Annotated in this window: 13 protein-coding genes; 3 read left to right on the top strand and 10 right to left on the bottom strand. The window is 55.1% G+C overall.

Annotated features, from left to right (window positions below; translation table 11 throughout):
• Positions 1 to 138 precede the first annotated feature (138 nt).
• Positions 139 to 1041, top strand: a complete 903-nt coding sequence (gene speB, locus IEW65_RS12310) for an agmatinase (RefSeq protein WP_188639920.1) — start codon at positions 139 to 141, stop codon at positions 1039 to 1041.
• A 24-nt stretch (positions 1042 to 1065) separates the two neighbouring features.
• On the opposite strand, the gene IEW65_RS12305 is transcribed toward speB, so the two are convergent.
• From IEW65_RS12305 to IEW65_RS12275, 7 genes are all read right to left on the bottom strand, one after another.
• A complete protein-coding gene (locus tag IEW65_RS12305) occupies positions 1066 to 2829 on the bottom strand; it encodes an ABC transporter transmembrane domain-containing protein (RefSeq protein WP_188639762.1) in 1764 nt (587 codons plus the stop codon).
• Positions 2830 to 2919: 90 nt separating this feature from the next.
• Positions 2920 to 3603, bottom strand: coding sequence for a LuxR C-terminal-related transcriptional regulator (locus IEW65_RS12300; RefSeq protein ID WP_188639761.1), 684 nt, complete (start codon positions 3601 to 3603; stop codon positions 2920 to 2922).
• Between the two features lie 206 nt (positions 3604 to 3809).
• Positions 3810 to 4367 (bottom strand): response regulator, encoded by a 558-nt coding sequence (locus tag IEW65_RS12295; protein WP_188639760.1) that lies wholly within the window; start codon positions 4365 to 4367, stop codon positions 3810 to 3812.
• Positions 4368 to 4710: 343 nt separating this feature from the next.
• Entirely contained in the window at positions 4711 to 6699 is a 1989-nt protein-coding gene (locus IEW65_RS12290; protein ID WP_229755553.1) for a sensor domain-containing diguanylate cyclase, read from the bottom strand.
• 96 nt (positions 6700 to 6795) lie between these two features.
• A complete protein-coding gene (locus IEW65_RS12285) occupies positions 6796 to 8916 on the bottom strand; it encodes a sensor domain-containing protein (RefSeq protein WP_229755552.1) in 2121 nt (706 codons plus the stop codon).
• Positions 8917 to 9037: 121 nt separating this feature from the next.
• Positions 9038 to 10696, bottom strand: coding sequence for a methyl-accepting chemotaxis protein (locus tag IEW65_RS12280; RefSeq protein ID WP_188639758.1), 1659 nt, complete (start codon positions 10694 to 10696; stop codon positions 9038 to 9040).
• Positions 10697 to 11439: 743 nt separating this feature from the next.
• A complete protein-coding gene (locus IEW65_RS12275; RefSeq protein WP_159343401.1) occupies positions 11440 to 11646 on the bottom strand; it encodes a cold-shock protein in 207 nt (68 codons plus the stop codon).
• A 306-nt stretch (positions 11647 to 11952) separates the two neighbouring features.
• On the opposite strand from IEW65_RS12275, the gene IEW65_RS12270 reads away from it, so the two are divergent.
• A complete protein-coding gene (locus IEW65_RS12270) occupies positions 11953 to 13122 on the top strand; it encodes a M20 metallopeptidase family protein (protein ID WP_188639757.1) in 1170 nt (389 codons plus the stop codon).
• A 68-nt stretch (positions 13123 to 13190) separates the two neighbouring features.
• Positions 13191 to 14696: an AbgT family transporter gene (locus IEW65_RS12265; RefSeq protein ID WP_188639756.1), complete on the top strand. Its 1506-nt coding sequence runs from the start codon at positions 13191 to 13193 to the stop codon at positions 14694 to 14696.
• Positions 14697 to 14841: 145 nt separating this feature from the next.
• Here IEW65_RS12265 and IEW65_RS12260 read toward each other — a convergent pair whose 3' ends face one another.
• The 3 genes from IEW65_RS12260 to IEW65_RS12250 form a co-directional block, all read right to left on the bottom strand.
• Positions 14842 to 15738, bottom strand: a complete 897-nt coding sequence (locus IEW65_RS12260; RefSeq protein WP_074211385.1) for a LysR family transcriptional regulator — start codon at positions 15736 to 15738, stop codon at positions 14842 to 14844.
• A gap of 221 nt (positions 15739 to 15959) precedes the next feature.
• Positions 15960 to 17225 (bottom strand): tyrosine--tRNA ligase, encoded by a 1266-nt coding sequence (gene tyrS, locus IEW65_RS12255; RefSeq protein WP_188639755.1) that lies wholly within the window; start codon positions 17223 to 17225, stop codon positions 15960 to 15962.
• Positions 17226 to 17319: 94 nt separating this feature from the next.
• A complete protein-coding gene (locus IEW65_RS12250; RefSeq protein WP_188639754.1) occupies positions 17320 to 18147 on the bottom strand; it encodes a helix-turn-helix transcriptional regulator in 828 nt (275 codons plus the stop codon).
• Positions 18148 to 18566 lie beyond the last annotated feature (419 nt).

Raw genomic sequence — 18566 nt, 5'->3', positions numbered from 1 at the left:
CGATTTACGCCCATCATTCATATGGCGAATGATTTCATTCTAAACATTCATTTTATTCATCGCGAAAAATTCCTTATCGTCGCGCTTCTTCGAGCAGACCACCATAGGAGTACACGTTAGGTGACCCCATCTCAGATCATGCCCAGCCTATTTGGTGACGTTATCTCCACGTTTATGGGCGTGCCCAAAGCGACGGACCCCAATGCCACCGATGCTGAAGTCGTGGTCAGCGGCGTACCGTTTGACCTAGCCTGCTCTGGCCGTTCCGGCACCCGTATGGGCCCGAACGCTATTCGCCAAAGTACCGCTAACCTGATTTGGGAAGGCAAGCGCTGGCCGTGGGATTTTGCGCTAGAAGATCGCCTACGTGTATGCGATGCCGGCAACCTGGATTACGCCTACGGTGAGCCAGAAAGCTTAGTCGACAACTTGGAAACCCACGCCATGCGCTGGCTGAAAGCGGGCAAAAAGATGCTGACGCTGGGCGGCGACCACTACATTAGCCTGCCGCTGCTGCGCGCCCATGCCCGGGAACATGGCCCGCTGGCACTGATTCACTTTGATGCCCACACCGATACTTACGAGCAAGGCACGCGCTTTGACCACGGCACCATTTTCCACCACGCCCTCAAAGAAGGCCTGGTGGTGCCGGAGCACTCGCTGCAAATCGGTATTCGTACCAGCTATGACCGCAACAACCACCCTTACGAAGTGCTCGATGCAGACTGGGTGAACGACCACGGCCCGGCGGCGGTGCTGGAGCGCATTCGTGCGCGGGTGGGCCATCACCCTGCGTATGTCACGCTGGATATCGACGGCCTGGACCCCGCCTTTGCACCGGGCACCGGCACGCCGGTATGCGGCGGTATGTCTACCGACCTGATGCTAAAAGTGATGCGCGGCATGGTGGGGATGGAACTGGTGGGAATGGACCTAGTGGAAGTGAACCCTGCTTACGACCACGGCGATATTACCTCACTAGCAGCGGCCACCTTGGGGCTGGAGTTTCTGTACACCCTGGCCGCCTCCAAATCGGCCTAACCACCGCGATGCCAGCGCCACCGCTCAGGGGTGCTGGCTAAACTGTAGCGCCGCAAGGTGGCGATAGAGTTCACTGCTTTCCATAAGCGCAGCATGGGTGCCCGAGGCAACCAGCCGCCCCTCTTGAAATACCAGCAAGCGATCTGCATGCACCACCGTTGCTAACCGATGCGCTATCACGATGCTGGTTCTACCCTGCATGAGCCGATCCAGCGCTTTTTGTACCAACCGCTCACTTTCCGCATCCAGCGCGCTGGTGGCTTCATCCAACAGCAGCACCGCCGGATTCTTCAGCAGCGCACGGGCAATGGCCAAGCGCTGACGCTGACCGCCAGAGAGCTGCACGCCACCCGGCCCTAGCGGCGTGTCGAACCCTTGCGGTAACGCCTCGATAAACGTCAGCGCATTGGCATCTTGGGCGGCAAGGCGCAGTTGCTCCTCGGTGGCCTCTGGGCAGCCGTAGCGTAGGTTATCCGCCACCGTGCCGCTAAACAGCACCGGCGACTGGGCGACCAGCCCTAGGGCGCTACGCAGCTCGGCCAGCGCTAAGGTGCGAATATCCACGCCATCTAGCGTTACTTGGCCTTGATCAGGGTCGTAAAAGCGCAGCAGTAGCGCCAACAGCGTACTTTTGCCCGCTCCAGATGGCCCTACCACCGCCACTCGCTCGCCGGGCTGAATGCGAATGTCGATATCACTCAGCGCAGGCGCATCGCGGCCAGGATAGGTGAAGCGAATATGTTCTAACGTCAGTGCGCCCTGGGGTGGGTGCACCAGCGCTACTGGCTGAACCGGAGACTGAATGGTGGGTGGCGTATCAAGCAACTCCAGCAGGCGCTCAGCGGCCCCGGCGGCACGCTGTACATCCCCCGCCACTTCGGCCAGCGTCGCTACCGCACCGGCGGCCAACACGGCGTAGAAGATAAACGCAGAGAGCTCTCCTGCGCTCATGGTGCCTTCCAGTACCGCCAGCCCACCTTGCCATAACATGACACCCACGGCGCTAAACACCACCAGCATGGCGACACCGGTGAGCCATGCCCGCTGCCGGGTGCGCGCCACGGCGCTACCAAACGCCTGCTCGACGCGGTGGCCGTAGTGACGTTGATCTTCGGCTTCATGGGTGAAAGCTTGCAGGGTTTGGATACCGCTTAGCGCCTCTTCCGCGTAACGGCCCAGTTCGGCCACGTGGTTCTGGCTGGTACGCGACAGCCGCCGTACCCGCCGCCCGTACCACACAATGGGCAGCAGCGTGGCGGGAATACCCACCAGCACTAAGGCAGAAAGCCAAGGCTGTGTGAGCAGCATCAGCACCACCGCACCGATGAGCATGACGCTATTGCGCAGCGCCAGAGAAATCGATGAGCCAAACAGGCTCTGCAGCACGCTGGTATCCGCGGTGAGCCGCGAGGAGATCTCACCCGCCGCACGGCCATCACTGGTACTTTCAAAAAAGCTGGGCTCCAGGGTGAGCAAGTGCTCAAACACCCGCTGGCGTAAATCTGCCGCCAGCCGCTCGCCGATCCAGGTCACTTGGTAATAGCGCAGCGCCGAGGCCGCCGCTAACAGCGCCACCACTCCTAGCATCAGCCCCAAGGTGGTGGCGAGGGCTTTCGCATCAGCAGCGAGAAAGCCCTGATCAATCACCAGCCGCAGGCCGTTGCCCAGCAATAGAACGCTGCCAGAGGCCACAAGTAAGGCACACCCCGCTAGCGAAACACGCAGGCGATAAGGGCGCAAAAAACTCAGCAGCCGAAGCAGGATGCGGGGTTGGGGAGACTGGCTCATAGGCATGGCTCGGCAGAGGAGTACAGCCGTTGACCATAGCAGGAGTCAGGCCCACATGCAGGAATTACATGCAGGCGCTATGGGTCGCGACTAAACGGACTCACCGGTATCTTGAGGGGATGCTAATAATCCCAGTCGAATGGCTTCATGCACTAGCCCCGCCGTATGACGAACGCCCAAGCGGCGCATGATATCGGCTCGGTGGGTCTCAATGGTTTTAATACTGACATTAAGCTGATCGGCTATCGCTTTACTACGATACCCTTGAGCGACGAGCTGCAACACTTCGCTTTGACGGGAGGTCAACGGGTTATCATGATGAGCTTTCACGCCTAACCAGGCGGCGGCGCTGACAAAACGCTCGGGCTCCATGGGGGTCAACATAAACTGCTCGCCTCGGGCGGCTTTTTGAATGGCGGTTTCCAGGGCGGTAACATCTGCATTTTTATGGAGTAACCCGCAGACGCCTGCTTCAAAGAGACCGTGTATAAAACGATCACTGGAGTAGCTGGAAAGAATAACAATGCGCAGCCTGGGGCTAAGCAAAGTCAACTGCCCTAGCAGCCCAATCCCCTTTAACGAAACAACGGCTGCGTCAATCAACGCCACGTCAATGTCTTGATTGGCAACTTCGGTGATCAACTGTTGCTCAGACCCCACCTCCGCCACCACGGTCATACTGTCGAAGGTTTCGATAAGGGAACTGATCGCGGAACGCACAAGCCGATGTTCATCGGCCAGTAATATCCGAGTCGTATTATCTGAACGTTTCATGGAATATGCCAAGACCTTGACAAGGTAAAAACCTGCTGTAGAACCCCCTCGCAAGCACGGGTTCGTTGTTATCTTTGCACCGGTCGAACGTCGGCACACCTCTTCATACAAACGTTAGGAAAAACCCGTTACAAGCGCCTAGTTAAGCTTATTTGACCCGCACGTTAACTCACTGACATACAAATCAGTATAAGCAAAAACCCTGATTATTGTTCCTGCCTTAAAATGCCTGAACGCAGCGCTTTTTCGAGAATATCGTGGAGAGCGGCACGGTCTTGCTCCGCGCCAGGAGTGTCACCTTCCCGCTGCCAAAGCATATCGGTAGGCTTGTGGCCAAACAAACGTTGTAAAATAGTGGGGCAAAGAAACACCTCACCCTTAGCCGCCGCGTGAAGGGCGACTTCTAACTCATCAACCCCCGCCTCTCGTAGCAAAAAGCCATGAGCCCCTGCTTGTAAGACGCGCTCGACCTCCGCCAAGCTTGGGTTGACTGAAATAATCACCACCCTCGTACTCAAGCCGCTTTCACGCAGTCGTCGAGTCACTTCAAACCCAGCTTGGCTGGGAAACTGCGCATCAATCAACGCCACATCGACTGGCTGCGTACGGGTAATGACATCCAATTGGTGTGGGCAGCGCACGCTCGCCACCACTTGAACCTGTTCAAAGCGCTCAAGGACGCGACATAACCCCTCACAAATAAAGCCGCTCTCATTGACAACGGCTACTCTAATCACTGACCCAGCATTGTTGTGCGAACTCATTGCGCACCTCCACCAAAACCTGACTGTCTCGCGGCGCGCCCTGCCAGTTAGAACGCTCCCTGTGATTGCCGACGTTAATACTTCCCCCTTTAAGTTTTGGTCGTTCGCCAGTAGTTTAAACATATTTTAAAAACAACAAGGATGAAACATCTACATAAAAACCCTTAGCAGGCCTTAAAAATAGCAGCCATAAATATTACTTCAAGCATACTTATACTTTACCGCAACAGAATATGCCCGCCGAGAAATTATGATAAGTTAAAATTATCTCAGTGAAATATTGAATACTTAGCGTTTTCTCAAGGGAACTACCAACGATGCGGCCAACATTCAACGCTAACCACTAGACATCATTCACCACAACGCGGTTGCGCCCCTGCTCTTTGGCACGGTACAGGCCTATATCTGCGCGTTTGAGTGCCGCTTTCAGCGTGCTTTCGGCGGCCATGACAGAAGTTACCCCCAGCGATGCAGTGAGCCATAACGTACGCTCGGAGCGCGCTTCGTGTACTTTAAAAGGTGCCGTTTGTACCGTTTGCCGGATACGCTCAGCCACTTGCACCGCCTGAGCAAGCGGCGTATTGGGTAGCAAAATGGCAAACTCTTCACCACCCACGCGGCACAGTAAATCTTCTTGGCGGAGTAACTGAATGACGGTGTTGGTAAACGCTTGCAATACATCATCACCAGCATCGTGCCCATACTCGTCGTTAATATGCTTGAAGTGATCGATATCAATCGTAATCAACGCGATAGCGTAGTGCTGGCGGCGGGAGCGGGCGATCTCTGCCGCAGCTTGAGTTTGCAGATAGCGCCGATTATAGACACCGGTGAGCGGGTCGGTCATCGCCTGCTCACGCAGCTTCTCTTCCAACTGCTTTCGCTCAGTCAGGTCAAACACCGTTGCCCTGGAATGCACAAATCGGCCGTTACGGTGATAGGCAGACGCTTGGATCATCACATGCCGCTGTTCGCCATGGCGGGTGAGTAGGCTGCACTCCGCGCTGCCCGATTTATGCTCAAGCACATCGCGAAACGCCTTGTCGAACGCTGGCCGAGTGTCGGGAGTGATCAGCTCGCGGTAAGCCATGCGGTGAATGACCTCGTCGGCTGAATAGCCCAGCCAGGCAAGCTCCGTTCGGTTCATTTTTACCACTCGCCCTGATTCATCAAGCGAGTGGTAGCCGCAAGGGGCATGTTCATACAAATCGCTGACTTCAATGGCATGGCGTTGAGCAGCGCGGCGCAGTGTTCGCTGACGCTGGCTGCTAATGGCCCATAACACGCCAAACGCCACTGCCACCGCATAAATCAACAGCAAGAACCACAGCACCGTTGTCTCTTCGTCAATTAACGATCGCCAAGTGGGCTTGGGCAGCAGCACGCCCAGCTTCCAGGGGTAGTAGACGTGATCGCTATAGATATTGCCCGCCAAACTACGATAGCGCTGTGTGCGAATATCCTCTGTCTGAAAGTAGAGCAGTTGGTGGTCAATAACAGCAAAGCCTTGATGACGCTGCGCCATGGCCTGCCAATGTGCCGGGGCTAACGTTGCTAAGGCGACTCCAAAATGAGCGGCCCCAAGAGGTAGCGTCGTGTTATTTAGCAGCCACTGCCCTTGAGCATTCACCAACAGTGCACTGCCTTCGTGGGTTAATCGCATCGCCTGATGAAGCGCACCGGTGAGATAGCTCCAGTTAAGGCTGAGTAACACCACGCCTTGCCGCCGTCCGGCAGCGTCAAACACCGGAGTCGACACATTCACCACAGGAATCGTGTCGCCATCCACTAGCTCATAGTGCAGGTCTTGCCCTAACGAGGAGAGGTAGAGGTCTCTGGGCAGCAGCTTGTTGGCTTCGGTAAAATAATCCATCTCCTGATGACGGCGTCCGGTGACCTGCGCGCCAGGAGCCACACTTTGCGGCGCACGTAAGACTTCATTGCCCTGGTTGTCGATGAGCACCAGCTTGGTATAGCGCGGATGGTGGCTGATGATGGTGTCTAGAAAGTGAGAGAGCTGGGTAACTTCACTCAGAGAATAGCGCTGTTCGATCAGCGTTGGCGTATTGTGCGTGGCTAGGTAATGGCGTAGTGCAGGCATTTCAGCAAGGGCCAACACAGAGTTCAGGCTCTCATTGACGTCTCGCGTTAAAGCCTCTTGGCCCGCTTTCAACACCGCCCTGGCTTCGGTATGCAGACCGTTGATGCGCGTTTCCATATGCACGTGGAGCACAGGTAACAGCATCGCAGTCACTAAGAAAAGTGGCACACTCACGGCTAACAGCAAACGAGTGGTTAAACGGCGCAGTGGCACTGGCATACTTCCTGTCATTAAGCCCCTAAAGGAGCTCTCATTGATGTTATTGGGATACGTTAGGCTGCCCACATGGTTAGCAGCGCTCGGGCGTTAGCCGCTTATATAGAGGCATTAGGGCTGAGAGGGAGGATTAAGTAAGAGCGGCAGTTGGCTTAACACATCAAACGGCACCGGTTTGGAGAAAAAGTAGCCCTGTAGCAGATTGCACTGGCGCTGCTGTAGGTCTAATTGCTCCTCTTCGGTTTCAATGCCCTCTGCTACCACGGCAAGATCCAGATGATGGGCCATGGTGATCACCCCCTGAACAATGGCCGCATTTTTAACGTTTTGAGCAATGCCACTGACGAATAGGCGGTCAAGCTTCACCTTGCTGATCGGCAAATCACGCAGGTAGCTCAAGCTTGAGAAGCCCGTACCAAAGTCATCCAACGCCACACTGATACCCAGCTCACGCACGTCGTTTAATAGCGCCACTGCCTGCGCCGTATTCGACATGAGCGTGCCTTCGGTTACTTCCAGTTCCAACAACCCAGGCGGCAGGCCGCTTTTAGCCAGCGCGGCTTTAATCTCATCTAAAAAGCCGCTGCGACGAAACTGCATCGGCGAGATATTGACCGCGACGGCCAGCGGTGTTTCTCGGGTGGCGTTTAACCGCGCGATATCGTGGCAGGCGCGCTCTAACACCCAGCGACCAATGGCAATAATTTGGCCTGTTTGCTCGGCAATCGGCATAAAGGCTGCGGGGGACAGCAGGCCTTTCGTGGGATGATGCCAGCGAATCAGCGTTTCCACGCTGCACACATAGCCGCTTCCTGCTTCCACAATCGGCTGGTAATAAGCCTCAAACTGCTGCTGTTGAATGGCTTCCTGCAACTCACGACGAATAATGACGTGCTCTGCGATATTGTCGATCAAGTCGCCGCAGTACCACTGCCAGGTATTACGCCCTTGGCGTTTAGCATCTTCCATGGCAAGGCTGGCGTGGTGCAGCAAGTCGTGAGCCTTGGTCACACTGCCCTTATTAGAAGCAATACCAATACTGGCACTGATGTGCAGGCAGTGCTGATAGAGTGTAAAGGGCTGAGCGATAACCGCTAACAGTCGCCCTGCTAGCGCAATCACTTCATGTTCATTATGGAAAGGCGCGACCAGCACAACGAACTCATCGCTAGATAAACGCGTGACGTGAACACCGGCCGACACGGTATCCAGCAAGCGCTGTGCCACCGTTTTTAGCAATAGATCCCCCATGCCGTGCCCCAGCGCATCGTTCACTGGCTTGAAGTCATCCAAGTCGATGTGTAGCACCGCCATCGACTGCGCCTGCTGAAGACACAGCTGAAAACCATGCTCTAGGCGAGCCTGCAGCGCGCCTAGATTCAGCAGCCCGGTCAACGGGTCGTGCGACGCTTGATAAGCAAGCAGCGCTTCCTGTTCGCGCTGCTGGGTAATGTCCTGCTGAATACCAATAAAGTGCGTACACAGGCCATGCTCGTCAAACACCGGGCTCACCGACAGCTGGTTCCAGAACAGCCTGCCATCGCGGCGATAGTTGCGCAGCAGCACCTGAACATCCTGATGCTGAGCGATGCCACGCCGCATCTCGTCTACCGCCTCGGCATTCGTGTCATCCCCTTGCAAAAAGCGGCAGTTACGCCCCAGCGCCTCTTCAGCCGAGTAGCCGGTAATGTCCGTAAAGGCGCTATTTACGTACACTAGCGGCAAGTGAGGCTGTGTGGCATCAGCCATCACAACCCCGTTCGGACTTGCCTCAATCCCGCGCTTTAATAGACGCAGCTCGCTATCATCTTTTTTGCGCTGGGTGATATCACGAAAGATTGCGTAAACACCGATGAGCTGGTCTTCCGCGATAATCGGCACGTGGGTGATTTCCAGCTGAACCGGCTCACTGCCCCGCCCCACACACAGCGCCTGAAAGTGCTGGTGCTCCCCTTTTAGCGTGGCATGAAACGCCGCTTGCGCTACGACCAGCGACTCTGAATGGAGAAACTGGCCGTAGTCGGTGCCCGCTAACGCTGCTACCGTTTTTCCCGTGATCCGCGTTGCGGCTATGTTGCTGTGTACAATTTTGCCATAGCGATCTAGCTCGCAAATACCATCAGGATGATAGGTAAACAGTGAGTGATAGCGCGCCTGGGAGTAGTGAGGCACCGCCTGAGTACTATAGTTTTTGATTTTCTCCTTGGAGCTTGCCAAGAACGGTATTTTCACAAACGTATCCACGGTGCTAAGTCACAAAAGGCATTCAAAACAGACAACAATGAACGGCGAGACACACGAACCCACGCCCCACACCGGCTATGCCAGCGGTGGGGGCAACCGCGGGCCGTGCTTAAAACGTTTCCCACTCATCCACAGCAGGCTGCTTGTTAGAAGCCGCCACCTGGGTGCAGGCAGGGGTTTGTGTAAGAGCGGGCGATGTCGGGCGCACGCGAGCCTGAACTGCGGAACTGCTCAGCTTAAAGGTGGCGATAAGCTCCGCTAGCCGGTCAGCTTCATGCTGCAGCGATGCCGCAGAGGTGCTGGTCTCTTCCACCAACGAGACGTTCTGCTGAGTGGCAGAATCCATTTGTGTAATCGCCGTACTGACTTGATTGATGCCGCTCTCTTGCTCGTTGACCGCCAGCGCAATCTCTTTCATAAGCTCATTGACCTGATTCACCGCAGCCACGGTACTTTCGATTCCTTCACCACTCTGCGCAGATTGCAAAGCGCCCTCTTTAATACGTGCGGCGATATCGTCAATGATGCCGCGAATCTGCCCCGACGATTCTGAGGTTTTAGTGGCTAAATTACGCACCTCGCCTGCCACCACTGCAAACCCACGGCCATGCTCGCCGGCGCGGGCGGCTTCTACTGATGCATTCAGCGCCAGGATATTGGTTTGAAAGGCAATGCCTTCAATCACTTGAATGATGTCTTGCACCCGCTTTGAGTGCTGCTCCATCTCGCTCATGAGCGCTGTGGTTTGCAGCACTTCTTCCCGCGCGTGGCTCGCCCGCTGCGAGGCAGTCATGGTGAGTTCGCTGGCCGAGCTGGCCGTTTGGTTGTTATGGCTAACGGTGGAGGACATCTGCTCCATACTGGAAGCGGTTTCCTGGAGAGCGCTGGCCTGCTCTTCGGTGCGCGAGGCCAGGTCTTCACTGCCGCTGGCGATTTCACGAGCACTGTTAGCCACCATTTGACTGGTGTGGGTCAGCGTCACCATCATCTCAGTGAGCTTGGCTTGCATGGCGCTCATGGCGCGATACAGCTTACCCACCTCATTGCTACCCTCGTCGCGAATACGGCTAGTCAGATCGCCTTGCGCAATGTGTTCGCAAATCGTGACTGCACGGCTTAAGGGGGAAACTATGAATCGGCGCAGCCCCACTTGCAGGCCTGCAAACAGCAGCAGTGATAGCACTAGCATCCCGGCAGCGGCCCACACCATGCGTTGGCTTACCGTAGTGGCTTCTGCCCGCATGTCATCGGCCAGCGTTTCAGCAAAGAAAGCAAACTCACGCGTGGCGGTCGTCATTGCCCCTGAGGCAGCATCAAGGCGCTGCACTTGCGCCGCTAACTGCGTCACATCGCCAGCTGCTATCGCATCATGAAGCTCGGCATTCACCATCTCGCTAAAGCGCAGCATCACCTCACTATAGTAGGGATAACGACGCTGCTCCTGGGTGACCGCATAGGTGCCAAGTTCAGCAAAACGCTGCTCCGCTCGCTCCAAACTTTCACGGGTTTGCGTCAGCGCCGTGGCCGCCTCTGGATTACCTGCCGCAGTGTAGTTAACAAAGCGCGCTAAACGTAGGCGCATCTCCATCAAATTAACTTCCACGCGGTTCGCCGTATTTACCTGCTCGGCGCTTAACTCCGTTATCTCATTAATATCATTTAAGCTATTACGCGATGCGCTAATAGCCAGAGCGCTAACAATAACGACCATCAGGATTAAAAGTGACATTGCAGCCGTCAAACTATGCTGAATACGTACGTTTCTCATTGAGCGTTCCCTTGTAATCAGTGATATCCAGCAAAGCACTGAGACCGCCAGGCTGAGGAGGACGGATATTCTTAATGGTGGTAATGTGTGGCTAAGCGCCAACGCACTCTCAAAAGAAGCACTTTTTGCAGAGCATAGGGAGAAGGCTAAAAGACACAACTTAGCCCTATTATTTTATTTTGAAGACGCTATTATTTTACTTAAGCACTGTACGGTCAATTGAGGAGACTGTGTATATTTAACAGGCAATATGATGAGACAAAGTGCTGCCTAAAAGAGATACATTATTATGCTAAATGCCTAAAAAATATTAAGAAAAGCTTATAGAAAAACAAAAAAACCAAACCATATCAAGGACTTAAAAAAATTAAGATTGCATGCACCTAACCTCCATGCCGGCTCACTGACCAACAAGCCCTCCCATCGCCAACAACAAGAGGCTACTACGACCAAAGATGATCAGGGTTTCTACTGAATAAAGATAACTTGAATAGTAGTAATGCCTACCTACTTAACCAACGAGAGACCACCATGACCACACCGACCCCCGCCACGCTGCCAACACCCCCTAACCGCCTACCCTGCAGGGGCTGCACCGCTGACTGCCGAAACTACGCCACCTGCGAAGGAAAGCCCTGGCGAAAATAGCCAAACTCACCCCTCAAAACGCAAAAAACCCCGCCATAAGCGGGGTTTTTTTAAGCTGACCAGCTAAGCCAGCCGCTAACATTCAATCTATGTGATTAATCCATCACTTGAATGTTAGATGCCTGAAGGCCTTTTTGCCCTTGCGTGACATCAAAAGCAACCTTTTGACCATCTTGCAGGGATTTAAAGCCATCAGCCTTAATTTCAGAGAAGTGAGCAAACAGATCGTCGCCGCCCGCTTCAGGAGAGATAAAGCCGAAGCCTTTTGCGTCGTTAAACCACTTTACGGTACCAGTTGCCATGATCGAAATCCTCGATTTAGCGAAATAAATGCCGGGAAATACCCGAGTTACATTGGGTACAACAAGAAACTTTCACCAGGCTCAAACGCTAAATGCTTCGATACAACTGACAACGTGCAACTTGCTAACCAACGAAGGGCAGTCTGCGCTTCTCAAAGCAGTACGTCAACCATACCACCAAAACGATTTCTAGCCACCGTTGCTTTGAAAGCAACAAACTCACCGGTTTAAGCACTCGTTCCTGCCCGCCAAGTCGCTTAGCGTTACCTATGCCCATAACGACACATACAACGGCAAGGACAGGACATGCATTCATCCCCTTTTTTTACCCAGCAGCAAATGAATGATGCGGTGGCAGTGCGCCACCAGCTACACCAGCACCCAGAGCTGAAATTTGAGGAAGCCGAGACGGCAAAGCTAGTGGCCGAGCGGCTGAAAACGCTGGGATACCAAGTGACAGAAGGCATTGCCACCACCGGCGTACTGGCTGAGTTGGACACTGGCCGCGAAGGCCCAGTGATTGCCTTTCGGGCCGATATGGATGCGCTGCCCATCAAAGAAGCCAACGGTTTTGCGCACCGCTCCCAACGAGAAGGGCTCATGCATGCCTGCGGCCACGATGGCCACACCGCGACGCTGCTGCTCGCCGCTGAAGCCATTATTGCTAAGCGCGACCAGCTTTGCGGCTATATCAAACTGCTGTTTCAGCCGGGTGAAGAAGGCGGCAACGGTGCCGATCAAATGGTGAAAGCGGGCGTACTCAAAAACCCGCAGGTAGACGCCATTTTTGGCTACCACAACCGCCCTGGCTTTCCCGAAGGGCAGCTGTTCGTCAAACCCGGCCCCGCCATGGGCGGTAACGATACGTTCAAAATCACCATTGAAGGCGTCTCTGGCCACGCGGCCATGCCGCATTTAGCGGTCGACCCGATCTATGTAGGCGCTTCACTCGTGCAGCAGCTGCAAGGGCTGGTGGGCCGACATAAATCACCGCTGGAAGCAGGCGTGATTACCGTCGCGGCGTTTCATGCGGGCGACGCTGCCAACGTGATTCCAGGCCAAGCAGAGCTGCTGGTGAATATTCGCAGCGACCGGGAAAGCTCCCGCGCTGCATTGGTCGGCAAGCTGGAACAGGTCGTTAACGGGGTGTGTTCAGCCCACGGCGCTCGTTTTCAGCTAGAGCATCAACACCAAATCCCTCCGTTAGTAAACGATACCGCTTGGTCGGAACGCGTGTTGGCGATTGCCACCGAACAAGGCGTTAGCGCCGATATTCAGCAGTTGGACTACATGCCCACCATGGGCGCTGAAGATTTTGCGTTTTACCTGCAAGAAGTGCCTGGGTGTTTCTTCTTTGTGGGGAACGGCGACAGCGCCTACCTGCATAACGAACGCTACGACTTTAACGATGCCATTCTGCCCGTCGCAGGCGGCATGTTTGTGGCGCTGGCTACATCACTACTTAAGCGCGACTAACAGCGCTAGCCGCCACGTTAAGTGGCATAACAACGTTTAATAACAAGGCTTCTTATAAGGAAACTGTCATGCAAGGTGTCCTCGCATCCATCGAGCGGGTAGGCAATAAGCTGCCCCACCCGTTTATCCTGTTCACGATTTTAGCCGCACTGGTGGTGGTCATTTCCGCCATTTTAGCCACCCTAGGCGTCTCGGCCATCAACCCGCAAACCGAGGCAGAAGTGACCGTTCGCAGCTTGCTCTCCGCGGATGGCGTCGAGTTTATGCTCACCAGCGTGGTCAGTAACTTCGTCAACTTCCCGCCGCTTGGGCTGATTTTGGTAGTGATGTTCGGCATTGGGCTAGCCGATAAAGTGGGCCTGATGTCGACGCTGATGCAGGTGAGTGTCGCCAAAGCGCCGCCCTCGCTGCTGACGTTCTGCGTGTTTATGGCGGGTATTTGCGGCAGTATCGCCTCCGATGCCAACTACCTCATTCTAATTCCGCTGGCCGCTATGGTGTACTACTCGGTGGGCAGGCACCCCGTGGCGGGGGCCGCCGCCGCTTACGCAGCCGCCGGGGCGGGGTTTGATGCCAGCCTGTTCATCACCGTGGGCGATGCGCTGTTTGCAGGTATAACGACCGATGCTGCTCGGCTGGTAGACCCCGACGCTTACATTTCGCCCGTGGATAACTACTACTTTGTGGCCTGCTCAGTGTTCGTACTGGCAGCCGTCGGCACCCTGCTGATTGATAAAGTGGTGGAGCCACGGTTACAGCGCACGCTCCCCTTGAGCAAAGACTTCACCACTGAAGTGGTCACGCCGACGCTGACAGATGCCGAAAAGCGTGGCCTCAAGCGTGTAGGGTTGGCAACGCTGGCCTATATTGCCCTGGTGCTCCTGGCAGTAGTGCCCGAAGCCTCGCCGCTGCGCAACGAAGACGGCGGCCTGATTCCTTCGCCGTTTCTAAGCTCACTCGTGCCGCTGATGTTTATCTACTTCGTCACCATTGGGTTGGTGTACGGCATCACCACCGGCAAGATTACCAGCAGCCGCGATGTGCCCCAGCGCATGGCGGAATCGGCCAGCGACCTCGCGCCGACCCTGGTGCTGTTCTTCGCGATCTCACAGTTTATTGCCTACTTCCGCTGGTCGGAGCTGGGCCAGTTTATCGCCATTGAAGGTTCGAACGTGCTGCAAAGCACCGGCTTTACCGGGCTTCCCCTCGTCGGGGCGTTTATCGCTATGAGTGCGGTGCTGAACGTCTTTATGACCAGCGGCTCGGCTCAGTGGGCGCTAATGGCCCCGGTGTTTGTGCCCATGCTGATGATGATCGACTTCGACCCCGCCTTCGTGCTGGCGATGTTCCGCATTGGGGATTCCAGCACCAACATCATCTCGCCCATGAGCCCCTACTTCTCGGTAGCACTGGTGTATATGCAGCGCTACAAACCGGACATGGGGCTGGGCACGCTGATCGCTACCATGCTGCCCCTTGCAATGGGCTTCTTGCTGGCGTGGTCGGCGTTTCTGATGTTCTGGCTGATGATGGGTTGGCCCATTGGCCCTGGCGTCTACATGATGGCGAACTAGGGTCTGTCTGAAAAGTCGGTGAGCAAAGACAAGACAAGGCAAACATTGGCGAAGAAACGGAGTTTACATCGTGTAAATGAGTATTCTGAGCCAATGTTTAACGCCGTATTGTCGAGCGCAGGCACTTTTCAGATAGAGCCTAACGCTACTGCATCGCCATCATTAGCTTCCACAAATAGTCGGCAGCGGGCGAGAGCCTTCTGCCGACACGCTTCACCAAGTTGCCCTGGCTGCTGGCCGCCATGGGGTGATCAATGGGGATCGCCTTCAATAGCCCCGCCTCAATCTCGCTGCGTGCAGCGGCCGCCGTCATAAACGACACCCCAATCCCCGCGCTCGCCATACGCCGCGAGACAGAGTGCAAATTACAGCGATACGCCGGTGTGGCAGGCTGCCCCGCCGCACCAAATAGCGCATTCACAAACTGCTGAGAGCCCGACACATCGGGCAGAAAAATTAGCTTATGCTGCAGCAGTTCCGCCACGCTCACGCGCTCATGCCCTGCCAACGCATGGGAAGGTGCCACGAGTGCACACAGCGGCCCCCGCTCAAAGGAGTGCACTACCAAGCGCGGGTCGGAGATCGGCCCATAGGTAATGGCAATATCCACCTCATCGCTGGCCACCATCTCATGGGGTTCGCGGGGGTAGTAAATGCCGGTTTTGATCTCGATTAGCACATCCGGGTAGTGCTCAGAGACCCGCTTCATCACATGGTTGATAAAACTATCCACAAAGCCATCGCCCACCGACACCACCACCTTCCCGGCCTGCAAATTACGCAGCCGCGACAGCGTATCGCCCAGCTCAGAATTCAACCGCCGCTGGGCCAAAAAGCCATCCACAACCAACTGCCCCGCCTCAGTGAGCATGACATGCCGCCCCTGACGCTCCAGCAGCGCCATGCCCAGCGCCTGCTCCAACGAGCGGATCTGACGGCTCACCACCGACGGGTTGGTATGCAAATGCTCCGCCGCCGCGCGAATACCGCCGCAGCTGCTGACTTCTAACAGGTAGAAGGCACGTTTATCGAGTAGGGTCATGGAGGAAAGCTCTTTTACCTGCGCTGGAAATACCTTAGACACACCCTGTTTTGATAAAAGAGGGGGCTTCACCGCTGTTGCAATAAAAACAACATAGTGAGTATTACATAGTCTCAGCAGATGCCTAAAACAGACGCAGCGTTAGCGAACTAAGCCGTATCTGTTTGTGCGACAAGCGAGCCGCCATCATGGCATTAGCCCCCTACCGCGCCGCGCCATACTTAAGCCGCCCGCTTAAACAGGCAAAAGTGCTTTTTGCCTTTTTGTACCACCCAGTAGGTATCGAAGAGAGCGAAGCTGTCGCCTAATCGACCTGAATGGGCAGGCTCCCCGTTCAAGCGCACCGCCCCCTGATCCAGTAATTCCCGCGCCTGGCGTTTTGACCTTACCAAACTGCCTTTTACCAGCACCGCGTCCATGGATTCTTCGGGCGAGACTGCCACGCAAGGCAGGCCATCAAGCGCTAACTGCTCCAGCTCATCCAGCGTAAGCGTCGCGACCTTGCCGCTAAACAGCGCTTGAGAGATACGCCGAGCGGCAGTAGGGCCTTCTTCGCCATGCACAAAACGAGTGATCGACTCCGCCAGTATGCGCTGCGCCTGTGGTTTTGCGGTTGAAAGCGTGTCGCTCGCCTCAATCGCCGCTATCTCCTCGCAGCCTAAAAAGGTGTAGTAACGCAGAAAACGGTAAACGTCGCTGTCGTCGGTATTTAGCCAAAACTGGTAAAAGTGATAGGGAGAAGTGTGCTCCGGGTCGAGCCACACGGTGCCACTTTCGGTTTTGCCGAACTTAGTGCCATCCGACTTGGTGATAAGCGGCAGCGTCATACCCATCACCTGCTCACCGTTCAGGCGGCGGGTTAAATCGATACCACTGACAATGTTTCCCCATTGGTCATTACCGCCAATTTGTAGACGGCAGCCCAGCGTGCGGTTGAGGTGAGCAAAATCGTAGGATTGCAGCAGAGCGTAGCTAAACTCGGTAAACGACATTCCTTGGTCGGGTCGTTCCAAGCGCTGTTTCACGGACTCGCGATTGATCATGGCATTCATGGAAAAGTGCTTGCCTACATCGCGGAAGAAGTCGATCACATTGATCTCACCGATCCACTCTGCGTTATTGACCACGCTAAACGGCGCGTCTAAATGGGGTGCCATTAGCCAGTAGATCTGTTCGTGCAGCGCTTGTACCCAACCTTCTACCGTTGCCGATGAGTTCAACGAGCGCTCAGTGGCTTTGAAACTTGGGTCACCAATCATCCCAGTCGCGCCGCCTACCAGCGCCACGCCTTGATGGCCCGCATCCTGAAAGCGTTTGAGCATCAGCAGCGGCACGAGATGGCCAATATGCAGGCTCCCTGCAGTGGGGTCGAAACCGCAGTAAACCGTTTGCGGCGTGCTGAGCAGCTCGCAGAGTTCTTGCTCGTGGGTGGATTGGGCGATTAACCCGCGTTGTTGCAAGTCGTTAAGTAATGCCGTTGCCTTCATGGTGCTCTCCCTTAGCCTTGAGGTGATGCTGTGGGCGTAAGGCTAAGGGGCGCAAAGGAACAGCGCGATATCCCTAAAGGGATAGAGAGGAACATCAATGGGCAGCGGGCGGAGTGCCTGCGGCCATGCTGTGAGTAAGAAACACACCGAACAGCCCACTTAAGGAGTTAACGCCTAGCGCGGCATAGATGCGCTTACGATGATTTTTCACGGTGCCGTGACCAATGCCTAGATGTTCGGCAATCTCATGAGAATCCAGCCCTTGCACCATCAACGCAGCCACCTGCTGTTCGCGTTCGGTTAACAACATTTTGCCAAAGTTTGCCACCGTCTGACGCAGGTGCTCCCCCATACCGCTATCAAGCGGCAGCAAAGACACATGCAGCGGCGCTTGGCCCCAGTGCTGGCGGCAAAGCGCTGCAGCAACATTCAAATAGCGCATTAACGTATCGCGATGGTCATCGGAAAAACGTGTTTGGTCTTGAAGCATGCCAAGATACACCACGATCCAGCGCTCCTCAGTCAGACGCAGCGTGAGGCATAGCTCGTCTCGCCAACCGGTTTGTTGATAAAAATCTTGAAGGTATCGCTGGCTCACCTCGTCCATCGATTGGGCATGCCCAATGTGAAATACACCCTCTTCTCGCTGCTGTTCCAACTGCACTAAAAAAGGGTCTTGTTGATAGGCATACAGCAAATAACGCTGAAACAGCAGCTCCCGCTGTTGTTGAAGAGAGTCGTAAAGATAAATAGGGTGCTTACCAGGGCGATAGCCAACGATGACCGCACAGTCAAATGCCACCAGCGAATGCAACAGCTTGATTAAACGAGAGGTGAAGTGGGCAGCGCCCAACGAATCAATACAATCGGCAAGCATCTGAGGGGTCAGCGAATGGGCTGGCGTGATCGTGGTGGTTGTCATTGGACTACTCTATGTTTCAGCACGCTTTAAACATTTTTAGCAGGGAACGCTTGCGGGGAAGCAGGATGACTTCCAGGCCTAGCGGTCGGTAGACACGGTTTTTCACCTCTAGGGGCAACATTACTCTTGTCGCCTTCTATGTCCGACAGGGTCCGTCGGCTAATGCCCACCAAAGTGGCATAGCGGGTTTAGTTTACCCTACACGCCGCACCGTCAGGCACGTAGCAGCTGTCCGCCGGTTAGCTCGCCCGCATAAAAACGTTTCACCAGCGCTTGAACCGAGCATCAAGAGTACGCAGGCCTACGCATCGCACGTCGGATATTCTGGGGCAGGTAAAAATAATTCAGTAGCATCGTGTCCAGTCTGATCACAATGAATCTTTACCGTCAATTTCAAGAGCCACCTGTGCGCAGAATAG

The organism is Vreelandella lutescens (assembly GCF_014640815.1).
GTDB classification, from domain to species: domain Bacteria; phylum Pseudomonadota; class Gammaproteobacteria; order Pseudomonadales; family Halomonadaceae; genus Vreelandella; species Vreelandella lutescens.
The sequence above is the reverse complement of the archived record's forward strand: the minus strand, read 5'-3'. Positions and strand labels throughout refer to the sequence as shown.

What these genes read in the sequence shown, in the direction of transcription:
- speB (WP_188639920.1), top strand. Translation starts at nt 139, where the DNA reads ATGCCCAGCCTATTTGGTGACGTTATCTCCACGTTTATGGGCGTGCCC.
- IEW65_RS12305 (WP_188639762.1), bottom strand. Translation starts at nt 2,829, where the DNA reads ATGAGCCAGTCTCCCCAACCCCGCATCCTGCTTCGGCTGCTGAGTTTT.
- IEW65_RS12300 (WP_188639761.1), bottom strand. Translation starts at nt 3,603, where the DNA reads ATGAAACGTTCAGATAATACGACTCGGATATTACTGGCCGATGAACAT.
- IEW65_RS12295 (WP_188639760.1), bottom strand. Translation starts at nt 4,367, where the DNA reads ATGAGTTCGCACAACAATGCTGGGTCAGTGATTAGAGTAGCCGTTGTC.
- IEW65_RS12290 (WP_229755553.1), bottom strand. Translation starts at nt 6,699, where the DNA reads ATGACAGGAAGTATGCCAGTGCCACTGCGCCGTTTAACCACTCGTTTG.
- IEW65_RS12280 (WP_188639758.1), bottom strand. Translation starts at nt 10,696, where the DNA reads ATGAGAAACGTACGTATTCAGCATAGTTTGACGGCTGCAATGTCACTT.
- IEW65_RS12275 (WP_159343401.1), bottom strand. Translation starts at nt 11,646, where the DNA reads ATGGCAACTGGTACCGTAAAGTGGTTTAACGACGCAAAAGGCTTCGGC.
- IEW65_RS12270 (WP_188639757.1), top strand. Translation starts at nt 11,953, where the DNA reads ATGCATTCATCCCCTTTTTTTACCCAGCAGCAAATGAATGATGCGGTG.
- IEW65_RS12265 (WP_188639756.1), top strand. Translation starts at nt 13,191, where the DNA reads ATGCAAGGTGTCCTCGCATCCATCGAGCGGGTAGGCAATAAGCTGCCC.
- IEW65_RS12260 (WP_074211385.1), bottom strand. Translation starts at nt 15,738, where the DNA reads ATGACCCTACTCGATAAACGTGCCTTCTACCTGTTAGAAGTCAGCAGC.
- tyrS (WP_188639755.1), bottom strand. Translation starts at nt 17,225, where the DNA reads ATGAAGGCAACGGCATTACTTAACGACTTGCAACAACGCGGGTTAATC.
- IEW65_RS12250 (WP_188639754.1), bottom strand. Translation starts at nt 18,147, where the DNA reads ATGACAACCACCACGATCACGCCAGCCCATTCGCTGACCCCTCAGATG.